Source organism: Rubidibacter lacunae KORDI 51-2, assembly GCF_000473895.1.
Taxonomy (GTDB): Bacteria; Cyanobacteriota; Cyanobacteriia; order Cyanobacteriales; family Rubidibacteraceae; genus Rubidibacter; species Rubidibacter lacunae.
In genome coordinates this window covers 1-17,182 of record NZ_ASSJ01000040.1, presented here as the reverse complement: position 1 = coordinate 17,182, position 17,182 = coordinate 1, and the positions used below count along the sequence as shown (strand labels likewise).

17 protein-coding genes and 1 pseudogene are annotated in these 17,182 nt (G+C 58.2%); 14 read left to right on the top strand and 4 right to left on the bottom strand.

The features are described 5' to 3' along the window. Positions 1–39: 39 nt before the first annotated feature. Complete coding sequence (ruvC, locus tag KR51_RS06720) at positions 40–564, bottom strand: crossover junction endodeoxyribonuclease RuvC (protein ID WP_022606159.1); 525 nt, start codon at positions 562–564, stop codon at positions 40–42. A gap of 33 nt (positions 565–597) precedes the next feature. On the opposite strand from ruvC, the gene KR51_RS06715 reads away from it, so the two are divergent. The 3 genes from KR51_RS06715 to KR51_RS06705 are packed head-to-tail and all read left to right on the top strand — an operon-like array spanning position 598 to position 3,531. Further along, a complete protein-coding gene (locus KR51_RS06715) occupies positions 598–2,046 on the top strand; it encodes a gluconeogenesis factor YvcK family protein (RefSeq protein ID WP_408638087.1) in 1,449 nt (482 codons plus the stop codon). Next, positions 2,024–2,569 (top strand): tRNA (adenosine(37)-N6)-threonylcarbamoyltransferase complex ATPase subunit type 1 TsaE, encoded by a 546-nt coding sequence (gene tsaE, locus KR51_RS06710; RefSeq protein ID WP_022606155.1) that lies wholly within the window; start codon positions 2,024–2,026, stop codon positions 2,567–2,569. The genes KR51_RS06715 and tsaE overlap by 23 nt, the downstream gene beginning before the upstream one ends. Beyond that, entirely contained in the window at positions 2,566–3,531 is a 966-nt protein-coding gene (locus KR51_RS06705) for an NAD-dependent epimerase/dehydratase family protein (protein ID WP_022606152.1), read from the top strand. Before tsaE ends, KR51_RS06705 begins: the two co-directional genes overlap by 4 nt. A gap of 110 nt (positions 3,532–3,641) precedes the next feature. On the opposite strand, the gene KR51_RS06700 is transcribed toward KR51_RS06705, so the two are convergent. Next, complete coding sequence (locus KR51_RS06700; RefSeq protein WP_022606150.1) at positions 3,642–5,810, bottom strand: hypothetical protein; 2,169 nt, start codon at positions 5,808–5,810, stop codon at positions 3,642–3,644. A 19-nt stretch (positions 5,811–5,829) separates the two neighbouring features. Here KR51_RS06700 and KR51_RS06695 point away from each other — a divergent pair, with 19 nt between their 5' ends. The 10 genes from KR51_RS06695 (at position 5,830) to KR51_RS06650 (ending at position 13,879) form a co-directional block, all read left to right on the top strand. Continuing rightward, positions 5,830–6,750, top strand: a complete 921-nt coding sequence (locus KR51_RS06695; protein WP_084202412.1) for a dienelactone hydrolase family protein — start codon at positions 5,830–5,832, stop codon at positions 6,748–6,750. A 232-nt stretch (positions 6,751–6,982) separates the two neighbouring features. Then, on the top strand, positions 6,983–7,441 hold the full coding sequence (locus KR51_RS06690; protein WP_022606147.1) for an ATP synthase I chain: 459 nt from the start codon (positions 6,983–6,985) through the stop codon (positions 7,439–7,441). 50 nt (positions 7,442–7,491) lie between these two features. After that, the gene (atpB, locus tag KR51_RS06685; RefSeq protein ID WP_022606145.1) at positions 7,492–8,250 is read left to right on the top strand and encodes a F0F1 ATP synthase subunit A; all 759 of its coding nucleotides are present in this window, start codon (positions 7,492–7,494) and stop codon (positions 8,248–8,250) included. A 123-nt stretch (positions 8,251–8,373) separates the two neighbouring features. Further along, positions 8,374–8,619, top strand: a complete 246-nt coding sequence (gene atpE / locus KR51_RS06680; RefSeq protein ID WP_022606143.1) for an ATP synthase F0 subunit C — start codon at positions 8,374–8,376, stop codon at positions 8,617–8,619. Between the two features lie 174 nt (positions 8,620–8,793). Continuing rightward, a complete protein-coding gene (locus tag KR51_RS06675) occupies positions 8,794–9,294 on the top strand; it encodes a F0F1 ATP synthase subunit B' (protein ID WP_022606141.1) in 501 nt (166 codons plus the stop codon). Between the two features lie 47 nt (positions 9,295–9,341). Continuing rightward, positions 9,342–9,875, top strand: a complete 534-nt coding sequence (locus KR51_RS06670; protein ID WP_022606139.1) for a F0F1 ATP synthase subunit B — start codon at positions 9,342–9,344, stop codon at positions 9,873–9,875. Positions 9,876–9,881: 6 nt separating this feature from the next. Next, entirely contained in the window at positions 9,882–10,433 is a 552-nt protein-coding gene (atpH, locus tag KR51_RS06665) for an ATP synthase F1 subunit delta (RefSeq protein ID WP_022606137.1), read from the top strand. 98 nt (positions 10,434–10,531) lie between these two features. Further along, positions 10,532–12,055, top strand: coding sequence for a F0F1 ATP synthase subunit alpha (gene atpA, locus KR51_RS06660; RefSeq protein WP_022606136.1), 1,524 nt, complete (start codon positions 10,532–10,534; stop codon positions 12,053–12,055). A 75-nt stretch (positions 12,056–12,130) separates the two neighbouring features. Continuing rightward, positions 12,131–13,081 (top strand): F0F1 ATP synthase subunit gamma, encoded by a 951-nt coding sequence (locus tag KR51_RS06655; protein ID WP_022606135.1) that lies wholly within the window; start codon positions 12,131–12,133, stop codon positions 13,079–13,081. Positions 13,082–13,339: 258 nt separating this feature from the next. Beyond that, positions 13,340–13,879: a GIY-YIG nuclease family protein gene (locus KR51_RS06650; RefSeq protein WP_022606134.1), complete on the top strand. Its 540-nt coding sequence runs from the start codon at positions 13,340–13,342 to the stop codon at positions 13,877–13,879. A 1,364-nt stretch (positions 13,880–15,243) separates the two neighbouring features. Here KR51_RS06650 and KR51_RS19370 read toward each other — a convergent pair. Continuing rightward, complete coding sequence (locus KR51_RS19370) at positions 15,244–15,642, bottom strand: hypothetical protein (RefSeq protein ID WP_022606133.1); 399 nt, start codon at positions 15,640–15,642, stop codon at positions 15,244–15,246. Positions 15,643–16,564: 922 nt separating this feature from the next. Here KR51_RS19370 and KR51_RS20155 point away from each other — a divergent pair. After that, a complete protein-coding gene (locus KR51_RS20155; RefSeq protein ID WP_198016715.1) occupies positions 16,565–16,738 on the top strand; it encodes a hypothetical protein in 174 nt (57 codons plus the stop codon). A 110-nt stretch (positions 16,739–16,848) separates the two neighbouring features. Here KR51_RS20155 and KR51_RS17375 read toward each other — a convergent pair. Next, positions 16,849–17,182, bottom strand: a pseudogene (locus KR51_RS17375) (hypothetical protein); the annotation flags it as partial.

The following is a 17,182-nucleotide window of genomic DNA, read 5'->3' as shown; positions in this document are numbered from 1 at the left end:
TTTTGCGCATGCATCTCAGCCAGCCCGCGATCGCCGGCCTCAGATTGCGTGTAACCAAGCTGCTAGTGCTACCGCCAGTGCATCAGCCGCATCGTCTGGGCGCGGCACGCGATCGAGCTTGAGTTCTCGCGCCACGGCTGCTTGGACCTCCTGCTTATTAGCGCCACCGTGACCGGTTAGCGCTTGCTTAATCTGCGGCGGTGTGAATTCAACGTATGGTAGTGCGGCTTGCGCCAGCACGAGCAATGCTACGCCGCGGGCTTGCGCCACCGAAATCGTGTTGCCCATACGGTAGAAAAAGAGCTTTTCGACGGCTACCAAATCTGGTTGCAGGTCCGCCACCAGTGCTTGCAAGTCCGCGTAGATCGTGCAGAGGCGATCGCCGATCGGGGTGCGGGCAGATGTCTCGATCGTCCCGAATTCCAAGGGACGTGCGGATCGTACGGGCGTGGTCGCGAGCGTGCACCCTACTGCTTGGGGAAGTTTCGTGGGGGCAGTGGCAACAACGAGGCCGTAGCCCAACGTTGCAAGACCGGGGTCAAGTCCTAGAATACGCGTTTCCATAGCCCATACAATAGCAGGGACGAACTATCGCACTTGGCGGATCCGCCAGCCCCCTCGCCGACTGTCCGGCGCGGCTCGCTCCCTATGTCCAACGGTCTCGATCGGCACCGTTCTAGTTCCGCACCGGGGAGATCTCCGGGTGCGCGCAAGCGCGTGCCGCGTTGGTTCAAGTGGCTGGCACCAGGCTTGGTGGTCAAGCGCTGGCTGCTGGTTAGCAGTACGGGGTTGATCGTGGTCTTGGTCGGTATTGCCATTTGGGCGAACCTGACGCCGGTTTATCGCCTGATCGAGCTCACCTCCACTACCCTCGAAACGATCGCCACGGTCGTGCCGAGTTACATTTCCGGTCCCCTCGCGATCGCTGTCGGCTTGTTCTTGATTCTATGGGGTCAGTCACGGACCCTGGGGTCGGTCGCCGAAGCCCTCAGTCCCAATGGCGACGAAGAGCTCGTCGAGGCGATCGCCGCGCGACGCCGCCTCAATCGCGGTCCCAAAATCGTTGCCGTGGGCGGTGGGACCGGACTTTCAACGTTGTTGCGCGGCCTCAAGGCATACAGCTCCAACATCACCGCAATCGTGACGGTAGCGGATGACGGCGGGTCCTCCGGCCGGTTGCGCCGCGAACACGGCGTCCTGCCGCCCGGAGACATCCGCAACTGCCTTGCCGCCCTTGCCGACGAAGAGAAGCTGCTAACCGCACTGTTTCAATATCGCTTCAGCGTTGGGGACGGGCTTAGCGGTCACAGCTTTGGCAACCTGTTCCTAACGGCGATGAACGATATCACCGGGGACCTCGAGCGAGCGATCGCAGCTAGCTCAAAGGTTCTGGCCGTGCGCGGTCGCGTTTTGCCCGCGACCCTCAGCGACGTCTGTCTGTGGGTGGAACTCGCCGACGGCCGCCGGATCGAGGGCGAATCGCAAATTGCCAAAGCACGAGGAAAAATTCAGCACATCGGGTGCTTGCCGGCCGCCCCACCGGCCTTGCCAGCTGCCCTGCAGGCGATCGCCGACGCCGACTTAATCGTCATGGGACCCGGCAGTCTCTTCACCAGCGTGATTCCAAACCTGCTGGTTCCCGAGATCCGCCAAGCGATCGCTGGAGCGGTCGTTCCGCGCATCTACGTATGCAATATCATGACCGAGCCCGGCGAAACCGACGGATACAGCGTTGCCGATCACATTCGGGCAATCGATGCTGCCTGTGGCGGCGAGCAGATCTTCGATGCTGTGTTGGTGCAGCGGCGCACTCCATCGGCGCAAAGCCTGATTCGCTATGCTGAGGAAGGATCGCATCCGGTATTCGTCGATCGCGAGGCAATCGACCAGCTCGGGCGACGCGCGGTGTTGGCTAATGTGATGGGGGAAGACCCGCAGAACAGTCGCGTTCGCCACGACTCCCATCTTGTCGCGCGTGCTTTGTTGCGGTGGTACAGTCGCGCAGCGACTTGGAAATCGAATCGTGCATTGGCAAACCCATCTTGAGGATGCCGCCGCCACGCAGCGGCTCGGTTACCGTTTGGGGCAGCAATTAATCCCAGGTAGCACCTTGTTGCTGCACGGCGACCTCGGAGCGGGCAAGACAACGCTCGTGCAGGGTCTCGGTGCGGGATTGGGCATCGACCAGGCGATCGCTAGCCCGACCTTCGCACTCGCGAACGAGTATCTTGAAGGGCGCGTGCCACTTTACCATCTAGATCTTTATCGGTTGGAGCCGCCGGCAGTTGCCGGGCTACTGCCGGAACTTTACTGGGAAGGCGAAGAAGTGCTGCCAGGGATTGTCGCCATCGAATGGGCGCAACGGCTGCCCTATCTGCCGCCGAGCTACGTCAACCTGTGGCTGGAAATGGTCGGCGATAGCCGTCGCGCTACGCTAGAGTTCGTCTCCGCCGACGCGATCGCGCAAGCCCTGCGGCCGGTCCTGCAGGCAATCAGCGGCACGTTCGACGGTCCGGCAGATGACAGGCGCACGCGACGCGCCCAAGGTGATAGCAGCATTAATCGATGAAGCGTGTTTTCCTCACCGGAGCCAGCGGCTGTATCGGTCACTACATCGCAGACGAACTGTTCGCTCGCGACGACTTAGAAGTCTTTCTCCTGGTGCGCGACCCTCGCAAGCTAAAACTCGACTGGCAGGCGCGACCGGGCGTCCAGCTACTCGTTGGCGACCTGCGCGAGATCGACCGCTACCGCGACCTGCTTGCCACTATCGACACGGCAATCTTGGCAGCAACAGCCTGGGGCGATCCACAGACGACCTACGACATTAATGTGACCCAAACGCTGCGCTTTTTGGAACTGCTCGATCCAGCAACCTGCCGACAAGCCATTTACTTTTCCACGGCGAGCATTCTCAACTACCGCCACGAACCGCTCCCGGAGGCCGGCGCAATCGGCACCGACTACATCCGTACGAAGTACGAGTGCTTCCAGCGTCTCGGCGACCTGGAACTGCGCGATCGCCTCACGGTTGTTTTCCCGACCCTCGTCCTCGGCGGCGGCGGCACCTTCCCCGAATCTCACATCTCCGCCGGGCTGCCCGCGATCGCCCGTTGGGTTTCGCTCGTCCGCTGGTTCAAAGCCGACGGTAGTTTCCACTTCATCCACGCTCGAGACATCGCCCGCGTCGTGGCGCATCTGATCGATAGCCCGCCACCGGAACCGGGACCTCGCCGATGGGTCCTCGGCAATCCCTGCGTGACGGCCAACCAGTTGATCGAAGCATTCTGCACCTACCTCGACAAGCGCATCTATTTCCGCATCCCGCTTTCGTTTGCGCTGGCAAGTTTCCTCGTTACCGTATTGCCGATCCAGATGGCGGCATGGGATCGGCATTGCTTGCGCTATCGCCACTTTACGCATCGCGATCCCGTTGCACCGGCATCTTTGGGCTTGTCGGCATATTGCCCGACTCTCAAAGATGTGTTCGAGCTCGCCGGCATCCCGCCCGGTCGCCGCCCGTCGGTTTGAGGCGATCGCCTCCCCCGGCTCCGAGAGCAAGCGATCGAGGCGGGTACAAGTTTCTTCAAATTCTTGCCTCAACTACCCCCGCATTCAAGACATACTCTTTCCAGGCATATCTAAAGACTTGATGGAGCCGCGTTCGCTTCCCGCAGCGGTTCGGCAGCGTGCATGAGGGTTAGCAGCGGTCCGGTTTGCTCGGCGCCGCTGGCCGCAAGGTCGCTGTGGCAGAGGTAGACGCGCTCGGTGGCACGACCGAGGAGGTCGTGTAGGAGGCGCTCCAAGCGGGCTTCGTCGGCGGCCAGGCGATCGCCGGCCGTCAGCGCGCGACCGGACCAGTTGCGTTGGAACAGCGGCGCGCCGAACAGGTCGGCCGCGCCGCCTTTGAGCCAGAGCGGCGAGCTGACATCGAGCCAAAATTGCCAGCGGTGGTGGCGCCGGCTGGAGCGATACTGAAAGATCGTGGCAAGGGTGACGGCCTCGGCAGTGCCAAGCGCGCGTTCCGGATAGGGGTTAGCCGAGATCGTGCCCTTGCGGACGAGCTGCACGAACTGAGCGATCGCAGCGCGGGGCGACTGGGGGCTGGGGTCGTGCAGACGCAGGCGGCGATCGACATCCCAAAAATGTTGGGCGGTTTCCATCAGCTCGCGCAGGGCAGCGAGGCGTGCATGCGGCAAACTGCTCCCGCCGCCATAGAACGCTTGGATGGCGGACTCGAGCACCGCGATCGCGTTGGGAATGGGCCGGGCGTCTTCAGTAGCGCGCGTACGGTCGATCCAGGTGCGGATGCGATCGTAGGCATGGCTGGCGCGGCGACCCAGGCGATCCCATCGGGGGAAGGCATCTTCCGCCGCCAGCAAGCAGGGCAGTTCGGGGTTGGGAACGAAGCAATGATCGGCCAGCAAGCCCGCCCGAACGGGGTCGATAGCCGCATCCGCCTCTGTGCGCGACAGCATCACCAACATTTCGGCAACGGCATCGCGTTCGGTCGCGCGCCCCGAGCCGGGATAGACCAAGCACAGCATCGTCAGCAGGGCACGGACCAGGGGCGAGCTTGCGAGCGGTCGCTGTTCGTTGAGGGGTTTGACGGGAATCTGCCTGCCGTCCAGGATTTCGATGAGGGTGTAGCGCGCGATGTCGTCCAACCCGGGAGCGATAATGGCGATGTCGCTCGGGCGGACCGCCTGGCTGTCAACAGCTCGTGCGATCGCCTCGGCGGTCTGGCGCAGCAGTGCCGCCCGCGAGATGGTCTGGAGCGATCGCAGCGAGGGAGGCAGCGGTTCGGTGTAGAACGGGTCGAGCGCGAGGCGCACAACGTTTGTCGCCAAAGCATTGGGAGGCAGTTGCTCGCCGGTGGGCACGGGCAACTCCAAGGTCTCGATGGCACACCGATCGCGCAGCTCTAGCAATTCATCGGGGTCGGCACCGAGCCCGAGGCGCACGCAGCCGTTGGGGTTGAAGGTAAAGGCACCGGTGGCGCCGCTGTCAAGCAGGATATCGAACAAGTTGCGGGCGATTGCCGGGTAGTCATCGAGGTCGTCGGCGAAGATCGCGCGGTAGCGGTCTTGCAGGCGATCGCGGTAGGTGGGGTCGCCGAGCAATTCGCGCCCGTAGAGTTCGTAGATCGATCCGTAGGTCAGCAAACCGCGTTCCAAGCACCATAGCCGCCACGCTTGCAACCGTTCGCTCATGCGCGACCACAGCTGGCGATCGTCTTGCAGGGCAGCGGCGGGCAAGCGAGCGGTTTCGCCGCTGGCACCGGCCAGTCCCTCGGATAGAAGCGTCGGAATATCGGCCAAGTCCGTACCGCTTGCCCCAGCAAGTTGCATCAGATCCAGGGTGGAGCGTACGAGGCGCGCTTCGCTAGCGGGGTTAGGGATTTCGTCGGGCTGCCAGTGCGAGTGCCACAAGCGCGCGGCCAGTTCTTGTTCGGTTTCGGGATGCAGGCGCAACGGAAACTGGGCGCGCAAGTGCAACCGCTGAAACAGCAGCGGCCAAAATAGCTCGACTTCATCGGCGCAGAACCCGAGCGGCGTCTTGGCAACAATCGGATAGCGTCCTCGCACGCTCGCCGCCAAGCGATCGCCCAAGCGACGTCGCGTTTCTTCATTAGCAGCTAACACAAGTACGCCGGGAGCCTGCGGCAAGATCGGCTGGCGACGTTGGCGAAATTGGGCTTCCACCCATGCTCGAAAGTGTTGCACCAGTCGGCCGGTGCGACCGCTACCGGTCGGTCCGGCAATCCAAACAGGTGCGGGTGTCGGCTGAGTCATTTCACCAGGGGACATTGTCAGTGCAGCAGTTGCTATGGATAGTTGGCAATATAAGGTCTGCAGTCCTCCCACCTTATACGCGACTGTAAGGGGCAGCGACCGGTTGCTCCCGTGCGACGAGCGCGCGACGGCATCGAATCGTTGCCGCACCTCGATTGCCGAGCGCGCGGCCGTAGAATCGGAAACGAATTTCCTCCTTCAGGCCCGACCGCCCGTGAATGACATTCGCACCGAGCGCATCCGCATTCCCAGCGATGGCGCCCAGCTCGACGCCTACCTCGCCTATCCCCTCGGGGACGGTCCCTTTCCGGGTGTCGTCGTCGTGCAAGAAATCTTCGGAGTCAACGCACACATCCGCGACGTCACCGAGCGCTTCGCCTGCGAGGGCTATATCGCGATCGCTCCGCCGATCTACCAGCGCCAAGTTACCGACTTTGAAGTCGGCTACGACAATGCCAGCGTCCGACTCGGCCGGCAATATAAGGACAAGACAACTGCCACCGAACTTCTCGCCGACCTGCGCGCGGAGATCGCATACCTCAAACAAATTCCGGCTTACGGCGGCGGCATCGGCTCCATCGGCTTCTGCTTCGGCGGTCACGTTGTCTACCTCGGCGCCACCCTCCCCGAAGTCGACGCAACCGCGTCCTTCTATGGTGCGGGTATCGCCACCATGACCCCCGGCGGAGGCGTGCCGACGATCGCCCGCACCCCGGAGATCGCTCACCCAATCGTCTTGTTCTTCGGGTCCGAAGACCCGTTAATTCCCCTCGAACAGGTCGATCGCATCGAAGCGACCCTTCAAGAGCACGGCATTCCTCACGCCTTATACCGCTATACCGGCGTTACCCACGGTTTCTTCTGCGATCGCCGCGACAGCTACGATGCCCCTGCCGCCGCCGATGCTTGGGACAAAACCCTCGCTCTTTTCCGCGAACGGCTTGCTGTTACCTAGAAACATTTCACCCAGAAGCATTTCACCTCGAAGCATTTCCACTGGCACGATTGCCCCGTTGAACGTGTCGGGTTTGCCCGCAAAGGCGAGCGTTTGAGCCATTTTTCTCACCGGCGATCGGCAGACTCAGTCGCAAAAAAGGCAAACGATAAAGTAATGTAACTATGCCGTGATATGATTGCTGCTGGTTTGCTTGCAGTGGCGGCGCACCCGACGTACCGCACGTCCGTACATGGTCAATTTACCCGAAACCCCAGCAGAGATCGCGCCATCCGAGGAGGAAACCGCTGTAGAGAATGCCCCCCCAGCACTCGAACGCAACACCATGCGCGAGTACTACCAACTGCAGAAAAACCTCTACTTGACCTGTCTCGGAATTGCGATCGTTGTCTTCGGCTCGGTTTGGCTTGTCTACTCGCTAGCAATTGCTCTGAACTACGTGTTGGGGGCTTGCGTGGGAGTCCTTTATCTGCGACGGTTAGCGAAGGATGTAGAACAGCTCGGCGAGAACGGACGCCTCAACTTTGGGGTCAATCGTCTGGCATTATTGGTAGCCGCGATTGTGGCGGCAACCCAACTGCAAAATCTGCAGATACTACCAATTTTCCTGGGATTCCTGACCTATAAAGTCGCAATTCTGGTTTACGTCTTTGGAACAACGCTGTTTCCGCCGCCGCGTGCGGGCGGGTAGCTGCAAGCACAGGCAAACAGACCCGTGTCGATAGTGGAGAATGCTCGCGAATGGGACTTTTGAACGGTTTTAGCCCGAACTCATTGCTTTTTCCCCTTGCGGAACTAGAAGTCGGCAAGCATTTTTACTGGGATTTCGGCAACTACACCGTACACGGGCAAGTCTTCATCACCTCTTGGTTCGTTATCGGCTTGCTCCTGCTCGTGACGATTGCCGGGACGCGCAACCTACAGCGGGTGCCGAGCGGACTGCAAAATCTGCTGGAGTACGCCCTCGACTTTATTCGCAACCTCGCTCGCGACCAAATTGGCGAGAAAGAATATCGTCCGTGGGTACCGTTTGTTGGAACGCTGTTCCTATTCATTTTTGTCTCTAACTGGTCTGGTGCGTTGATGCCCTGGAAACTGATTTCCCTACCGGAATCGGAACTCGCTGCACCGACCATGGACATCAACACGACTGTTGCTCTGGCACTGCTGACCTCGCTGGCTTACTTTTTTGCCGGCTTCAGCAAGCGCGGACTCGGCTACTTGAAACGGTACATTCAGCCGACGCCTATCCTGTTGCCAATCAACATTCTCGAAGATTTCACCAAGCCCCTTTCCCTGAGCTTCCGTCTGTTTGGGAATATCCTTGCAGACGAACTCGCGGTCGCCGTGTTGGTGTTGCTGGTGCCGCTGTTCGTGCCTCTGCCTTTGATGGCATTGGGATTGTTTACAAGCGCCATCCAGGCACTGATTTTCGCTACTTTGGCGGCTGCGTATATCGGTGAAGCGATGGAAGGGCATGGCGAAGAAGAGCATGAGTGACGCCCGCGTCGCTCAGTAGAGCATGCCACCTGCAGTGGCACCACGTTAACAGCCGCCCGAGCGGCAGGCGTCGCAAGTGACGCATACTCCGTCTAAACTGTCAACAGAGGATAGAAGAACATCATGGATTCTCTCACTGCTGCTGCTTCCGTAATTGCTGCTGCACTCGCTATCGGTTTGGCGGCAATCGGCCCCGGCGTGGGTCAAGGTACCGCTGCCGGTCAGGCAGTTGAAGGTATTGCCCGCCAGCCCGAAGCTGAAGGTAAGATTCGCGGCACGCTGCTGCTGTCTCTCGCATTCATGGAAGCACTGACCATCTACGGCCTCGTGGTTGCTCTGGTGCTATTGTTTGCCAACCCGTTTGCATAACATCCGGCTGCAGGCGGCGATCGCGATCGCGTTCTCTCCGCCTGCGCTTGCCAGTTTCTCCGCAGCCCCCGGTCGGTTCGACTGAGACTGCACTCGATACGATTATCCGAGCACTGTCCGAGCGACGATGCGACGAGCCAACCGCCGCGACAGACCCGCAGGGGTTGAAAGCATATGACTGACTGGACGACGACTTGGCTGATTGCCGAAGAGGCAGTCGAGACGGCGCGCAAGGGCGGGCTGTTCGACTTCGACCTCACCCTACCGCTGATGGCCGCACAGTTTTTACTGCTGATCGCGCTACTCAATGCGGTGTTTTACAAGCCAGTAACGCAGATGCTCGACGAGCGCGCCGAGTACATTCGCAATAACCTGGCCGACGCGCGGACGAGTCAGGAGCAGGCGCAAGCCCTCGCCCGCCAGTTTGACGACGAGCTGAAGGACGCGCGACGCCAGTCGCAGGAGACGATCGCAGCTGCCCAACAAGCGGCGCAGAAGATTGCTGCCGAGCGCGCTGCTACTGCTCTACAGGAAGTAACTGCCGAGCGCGAGCAAGCTGCTCGGGAGATTGCCGAACAGAAGCAAGCTGCCTTACAGGAATTGGAAGGACAGGTTAGCGACCTCAGCGCTCAGATTCTGGAGAAGCTCGTAGGACCGGAGCTAGCGCGTCGCTAGCGTCACCGTTGCCGGGAGCGGCAACTTGCACGTTGCGTAGGGAACGCATGATGGGAATGTGGTTTTATTTCGCTGAAGCGGCGAAGTCCGCTGAAGAGGGTGGGGATCTACTCGAAACCCTCCTCGAAGCTAACGTCATTAATTTGGTCATTATCATCGCCGTGCTGGTTTACTTCGGGCGCGGCGTCCTCGGCAAGATGCTTGCGGACCGCAAGGACGGCATCAAAACCGAAATCAGCACTGCCGAAACCCAGGCGCGGGAAGCCGCCGCCATGCTGGCCGAGGCACAGCAGAAACTCGCCCAAGCCCAGCAAGAAATCGAGCGCTTGCGCCTGGCTGCCGAAGAAGCTGCCACCAAGACCAAGGAGCGCATCCTCGCCGAGAGCGAGCGCGAGGTGGAGCGCGTTAAGTCTGCTGCCGTTCAGGATCTCGATGCCGAGCGCGCCCGCGCCGTATCCGAAATCCGCCAAGCGATCGCCTCGCAGGCAATCGAGCGCGTGGAAGCGCGGTTGCGCGAGGGCTTGGATTCGTCGGCACAGCGAGACTTGCTCGAACGTTCGCTTGCGCAGTTGGGGAGTTAGTCTGCCATGAAAGATAGTTTGCTCAGTGCAGCCGTTGTCGAACCCTATGCCGACGCGCTGATGGCGCTGGCTGACGCGCGGGATCTGGCCGACCGTTTCGGCGAAGACGCGAGAACCCTGCTCGCAGCGCTGGAAGCGTCCGAAGATTTGCGCCAGCTGATTGCCAATCCGACGATCGCGATCGACAGCAAGAAACGCGTCCTGCGAACGCTGGCGAGCGATCGCCTCGACCCGCTGTTTGCGAATTTTCTAATGCTGCTGGCGGATAAGAACCGCTTGTTTTTCCTCGACGACATCTGCCGGCAGTATTTGACGCTGCTGCGACGCCGCAACCAGACGGTGCTGGCTGAAGTAACTGCAGCCATCGAACTTGCAGGATCGCAGCGCGACACCATTCGCGATCGCGTCAAGAACATCACCGGAGCGCGGGATGTGGAGCTAGAGGTCAAGGTCGATCCGGACCTGCTTGGTGGCGCGATCGTGCGCGTCGGCTCCCAGGTGCTGGATGCAAGTTTGCGCGGGCAGTTACGGCGGTTGAGCTTGCAGCTCGCGTCCTAGAGATAGCGATCCTGAAGACGAGCAACCCAACAGAATGACGGTGTCCCCAGCGGGCACCCCCAACCTACAACAACGATCGAGATTGCACGGAGAACGCGATGGCTACCAGCATCAGACCGGACGAAATTAGCAGTATCATCCGCCAGCAGATCGAGCAGTACGACCAAGACATTCAGGTGTCCAACGTCGGTACGGTGCTGCAGGTGGGCGACGGCATCGCGCGCGTCTACGGCCTGGAAAAGGTGATGGCGGGCGAGCTGGTCGAATTTGAAGACGGCACGGTGGGCATTACCCTCAACCTGGAAGAAGACAACGTCGGCGTGGTGCTGATGGGGAGCGGTCTCGGTATCCAGGAAGGTAGCTCCGTGAAAGCAACCGGACGCATCGCGTCGATTCCGGTCGGCGAGGAGCTCATCGGTCGCGTGGTCAGCCCGCTGGTGGAGTCGCTGGACGGCAAGGGCGACATCCAAACCGGACAAACGCGCCTGCTCGAGTCGATGGCACCGGGCATCGTCGAACGCATGTCGGTATACGAGCCGCTTCAAACCGGCATCACCGCCATCGACAGCATGATTCCGGTCGGTCGCGGTCAGCGCGAGCTGATCATCGGCGATCGCCAAACCGGCAAAACCGCCGTGGCGATCGACACCATCCTCAACCAAAAGGGCGAGGACGTGATTTGCGTCTATGTGGCGATCGGACAGAAAGCCTCCACCGTCGCTCAGGTCACGGGTGTCCTGGCCGACCGCGGTGCATTGGATTACACCGTCGTCGTTGCTGCCAACGCAAGCGACCCGGCAACGCTTCAGTATCTGGCACCCTACGCGGGCGCCACGATCGCCGAGTACTTTATGTATCAAGGCAAAGCTACGCTGGTTATCTACGACGACCTCAGCAAGCAAGCACAAGCCTACCGCCAGATGTCCTTGCTACTGCGTCGTCCGCCCGGTCGCGAAGCGTATCCCGGCGACGTGTTCTTCGTTCACTCCCGCCTGCTGGAGCGCGCCGCTAAGCTCAGCCCCGAATTGGGCGAAGGCAGCATGACCGCCCTACCGATTATCGAAACCCAAGCCGGTGACGTATCGGCATACATTCCCACGAATGTAATTTCGATTACCGACGGTCAGATCTTCCTCTCGGCAGACCTGTTCAACTCGGGCGTGCGGCCGGCGATCAACGTCGGTATCTCCGTCTCCCGCGTTGGTTCGGCTGCCCAAATCAAGGCCATGAAGAAAGTGGCTGGCAAGTTGAAGCTCGAGCTGGCCCAGTTCGCGGAGCTGGCTGCTTTCTCGCAATTTGCCTCCGACCTCGACCAAGCCACTCAGAAGCAGCTGGCGCGCGGTCAGCGCCTGCGGGAAATGCTCAAGCAGCCTCAGTACTCGCCGCTGACGGTATACGAGCAGATTGCAGTGGTCTACTCGGGCATCAACGGCTATTACGACGACATCCCCACCGAGAATGTCACGGCATTCGTGCAGCAGCTGCGTGAGGCGATTGTGAACAAGCCGCAGTTTGCTGAGGCGATTAAGGGCGACAAGAAGAAGGCGCTTACGCCCGAAGCCGAGCAAATCCTCAAGGAAACGATCGCCGAGACCAAGGAAGCCTTCATGGCATCCCTATAACGCACGCGAAATCACGAGGCAGGCTCACCCTGCCTCGCCCGCGCTAGCTATATCGAGCGGTTCATCTAGAACATCATGGCAAACTTAAAAGGCATTCGCGATCGCATCAAATCGGTAAAGAACACGCGCAAGATTACCGAAGCCATGCGGCTGGTGGCGGCGGCGAAAGTCCGCCGCGCTCAAGAGCAGGTAACGTCTACGCGCCCCTTCGCCGACCGTTTGGCGCAGGTACTGTATGGCTTGCAACAGCGCTTGCGGTTTGAGGACGCGGAACTGCCGCTCCTAGAGGAACGCCCGGTGCAGACAACAGCGCTGCTGGTGGTCTCGGGCGATCGCGGCTTGTGCGGGTCTTACAACACCAGCGTCATCAAGCGTGCGGAGACGCGCGCGCGTGAGCTGCAGGCAAACGGAGCGGGTTATACCTACGTACTGGTAGGGCGCAAAGCCACCCAGCACTTCCAGCGACGCAGTGCGCCGATTGCGGAAACCTTCACCGACCTGGAGCAAATTCCCACGGCAGACGAAGCCAACCAGATTGCCGACAAGCTGTTGGCGCTGTTTATGTCGGAGACAGTCGATCGCGTGGAGTTGGTTTATACCAAGTTCGTGTCGCTGATTAGTTCGCGGCCGGTGGTGCAAACCCTGATGCCGTTGGACCCGCAAGGCCTAGAAGCAGCGGATGACGAAATCTTCCGGTTGACATCCCGTAGCGGTGCCTTCGAGGTGGAGCGAGAGAAAGCTCCGACGACCGAGCTGCGCGATCTTCCCCGCGACATGCTCTTCGAGCAGGATCCGGTTCAGATTCTGAACGCGCTGCTGCCGCTGTACCTGAACAATCAGCTGCTGCGCGCGCTGCAAGAGTCGGCCGCTAGCGAACTGGCTGCGCGGATGACGGCAATGAACAATGCCAGCGACAACGCGTCAGATCTCATCCGCAGCTTGACTCTGGACTACAACAAGGCACGTCAGGCGGCGATTACTCAGGAGATTCTGGAAGTTGTGGCCGGCGCGAACTCGCTAGGCTGATCCAGACTTGCCAGGAAGGCGTTCTACCCTCCCCAGCTGGAACCAACAGAATGTAAGACAAACAGCGTTTGGAGCGGACTTCCAAACGCTGTTTGTCTATGCGCCCGTTGGTCTATTAGACGATTGCATGCTGATACGCCCCCTCAGCGCACTCCTTGCAACTCGCACTTATTGCCTAATAGGTGGATCGATCGCCGACCGGTTACCGTTGCTCGGTAGACTGAAAGGCGATCGCCGATTGTTTTGCCGAGCTTATCCGTGACTGCTAATTCCGACGTTCCTGCCCTCACCGACCTCGACTTTTTGCCTTACCTCGATGCCGACGGCCAGCTTCCGGCCGAGCTAAGCGGTAAGATCGGGGCTTACGCGATTTTCGATCGCGATCGCGTGTTGCAATTCGTGGGCTACTCGCGCGACGTGTTTCTCAGCTTGAAGCAGCACCTCGCGCGCCGGCCGCAGCAATGCTATTGGGTGAAGGCTCACGCGATCGCCCGGCCGAGCCGGCAGATTTTGGATGGCGCGCGGACGGCTTGGCTGACGGAAAACAAGACGTCGCCGCCCGGTAACGGCGAAGAATTCGAATTGTGGACGCAGGCGATCGATGCCAAACTCCACCTCAGCGACGAGGAACGCGAGCAGCTGCAGCGAGGAGACGAACTGACACGAATGAAGCTGCTCAAGAACGCTGCGCGCCGCGTGGAAGCGGAGGTGAAGTCGGCGTTGGATGCCCGCGGCGCGCGTTTGGAGATGCGTTTCAATCCCAAGCTCAAGGAGCAAGGGTTGCTAGATTTGAAATAGCGCCAGGCGATCGCGTTGGTTGGAGTTGTTGCAATTGGGTGTCCCGGGAATGTTCGCAAGGCGCACTGTTGCACGGGGCATTCGAAGGGTATGTTTGGCTGACGAGAAGGGTCGCGCGCACTACGGCTGCGCCGAGGGGGGCACCCAAGTCAATTTATAGTCTTACCTACAACGACAATGGGGTTTTTACTTGCGACGACACGTTCGAAGCTTTGGTACATCTTTTCCTCAACAAGCGCCTAAACCGTCGGCATCGGTCCTGAGGAATTTCATTATCTCTCATAGATTTTGTTGAAACGTTAGGCGGTAGCCATCCCAGGGATTCAGTTCTTCGAGCCTTCATGAGCAAAAGTTTCTGTTTTGCCAACTTGATTTGGCACTTGCTCCCAAGCCCAAAGCCGATCTTGACCATTCGACCACCCTCTCTCAACGCTCCTTCCTCGCAGATGCTCCCTATTGTTTGAGAGACTCAGCTAGTATTTCCCCCCTCCAGCATTTGAGCCGAGCTATATCTATAACTCATATCTTTAGATCGAGCCAGAGAATACCAACATTGAAAGCACGCAATACAACGGATTGTTTTGTCAGGATTGGCAGCAATTAGTTTTAGTCACATCAACAATCACCCCTTTTAGAGGGGTGATTGTTGAAACGAACGTCTTGTCGTACGATTTCCTAATCAAAAGTGAGCAACTGAAGTTTCATACCATACATATTATTTCGTAAATGTTCAAGATATTGCTCGAAGCAGCGTGCAAACTCGAAGGGCGTTAGGCCGATGTCAGCGACAAAATGTATAAACCTAAAGTTGCTATCCAAAATGTATAGTATCTGCAAGTCTCTCGCTTAAAGACAATTAGTAAACTTGTACTAACTAGGGTTTGCCGAAAAAGTCCACAAATCAAATTTAATGGGCAGAGAGCTTATGGAACAAGGCTTTTACCAACTAGCTCCAGCTTTTTGCCTCGGATTCTCGGCCCAAGTGTAAGGGCTTTGAGGCTGTGGCGCCTATAGCCGTGCACTTTTCCGGCATAGAAAACGCTGAGATCCTTTCATTGTCAAAATCCAACCTTTCTCAGCAAACCCTAACTATTTATGCTCTGAAACACATTTCAAACCCACCCTGAGAGGGTGCTTGTCAGCTTCAAGAAAGATAATTCCAGACCGCTACACAAAGAATTCTCGAAGTGCGTTAAAATCAAATCGTGTGGAGAACTTAGACTTCTTCCAAGGACTTCTTCCAAGGTCAGGAGACTTCAGAGGTTTTATGACTTCAGAGGTTTCAAATAAGAAGGTAAAATGCATTCATTCGCAAAGCCATGCGCAGACTGTAAAATGAGATCACAAAATACATATGCAAAATTTTATTGATAGTATTGATAATATTGGCTGGGATACTGATAACTCGGAACATTATTTTGATAAACTTCAAAAGAATACTGATTTTGATATGCCCATTCAGCACAAATTCTTTCGTAAACACTGTGGTTATATGGGTTCACAATTCCTCTTTGGTCATAACCCTTTTTGCACTGCAGGTACATTTGATAGCCCTTGTCGGTCAACTCAAGCCCCCCAACAATAGCGACAATCGTGCCACCAACAACCAATGGAACTTTCATTGCTGGTTTCCAAATCAGCCGAACACCGTCCCAGATCCATTCTCCGAGTTGCCTCTCTTGGGCTTCTGCTGGAATACTACCGAGAAGAAGTGAAACTGAAATAAGCAAGGTGGTAAAAAAAGAAACTCCGCGATTCTTCATGGGAACAATCCTATTTCATTGTTTAAGAAAGCTTGGCAAATAATGGAACTGGATTTGGAAAAAAATGCCAGTAAATAGGCATAAACCTAAAATCCAAGTGGCAACAAGAGCAAAATGCTAAGAGTTTTAGATTTTTGATTTTCGTCTCTATCAATGAATTTAGTTTGAAGCATTTGTGTCTGTTTGATTTATACATGATATCCAATAGCATCCGAACAAGATATGGCTGAAACAATTCGTAAGGAGTCAGGTGCAGGGTTTGAAATAGGGTTAGCTCTGGTCACATGAGGAAATAAGGCATAGCTCCTGCGACCACCCTCTTGCCGCCCGTGCCACCGCATCTCCCTAAAATTCCATCGCCGAGCCCCCCTGTCCTCGACTGGTTTGGATAACGCTCAGCAAGTCAGCGACATTTTATGATAAAGACCACTAGTGCGACCTTCCGCTGACTTTGCGTTTCGTCACCGCGAGCGCAGCGACCGCTCGGTACTGTTGTTGTTCGGCGGTATCTCCGTATGATCGAGGAGTTACCACCACTGCAACTCCTGCTCTCGCATTGACTTCAACAGCAGACCGGCCGTGAGCCCGGCATCTCCCCGCCAGCGAGCGATGTTTTGCTGCTAGCAGACTTTGAACTCTACCGCCCTCCGAGCATATGCGCCGGTATCTGCATCGGTGCGCCACTGGCGATGGCATGTAAAAGTTTCTAGAATCAGTTTTACGAACGCCTCCCCCAGCTCCCCCTGCTGGGGTGGGGGAAGTTTGCACACCTTCTGGAAGTGCTGCCGCAGATGCGCCTAACACTTATGTTGCGCTGCCACCGGGTAGCCTTAGTAGACGCTGAAGTCATCGGAAGTAAGCACCCTGGCAACGCTCTGACCGAGCAATTGCACCTGTTCGTCGCGGTTGCGACGGTCTCGGCGTGGAACAGGCTGTAGCCCCTACCCGAGAGCACCCAAAGCCATTCTTTGACGCCACCCACCAGCCAGGGAGACTCGTCAACGTGAACGTGGGGCTGATGCCGGACCCACTGGCGCACCGCCTGCACGGAGGCAGTCACGGTTGCTTCCACTCGCCCGCTGCGCCGCTGCCGTAATGAGTGCAAGTCTGACGCCGCTGGCGGTGGGAGACAATTTCGATGGGGCGAGCGACAAACTGGGTAACTGTTTAAGTCCGAGGCTGCAGGCAAGCTGACTCCCAGGTGTGTCACTGGCAAATGGGGCAGACAGCGGGCGGGTCGATGAGAACACAGGGGGTCGATGTGACCGAACCCCTTGCGAGTTTTGCCAGGATGACCGGGTTGTCTGCCCGGTCGGCACGGTGGGGCAGGTCCGAGGTCGGCTTGGGTTTGACCGGGGTCTCTGAGCGCTTGATGAAGTCGCTGAAAGGGGGCTTTGAGGAGGTCTTGGAGTCAGAGTCGAGCAGACGTTTGAGGCGTTCGACCTCGGCGACGAGTTGCTCGATAACTTGCTGCTCAAGAAGCAAGTCAATCAATGCCGACTTGGGCATCTGCTCGAGAGCATTGCGGTCTTGGGGGAAC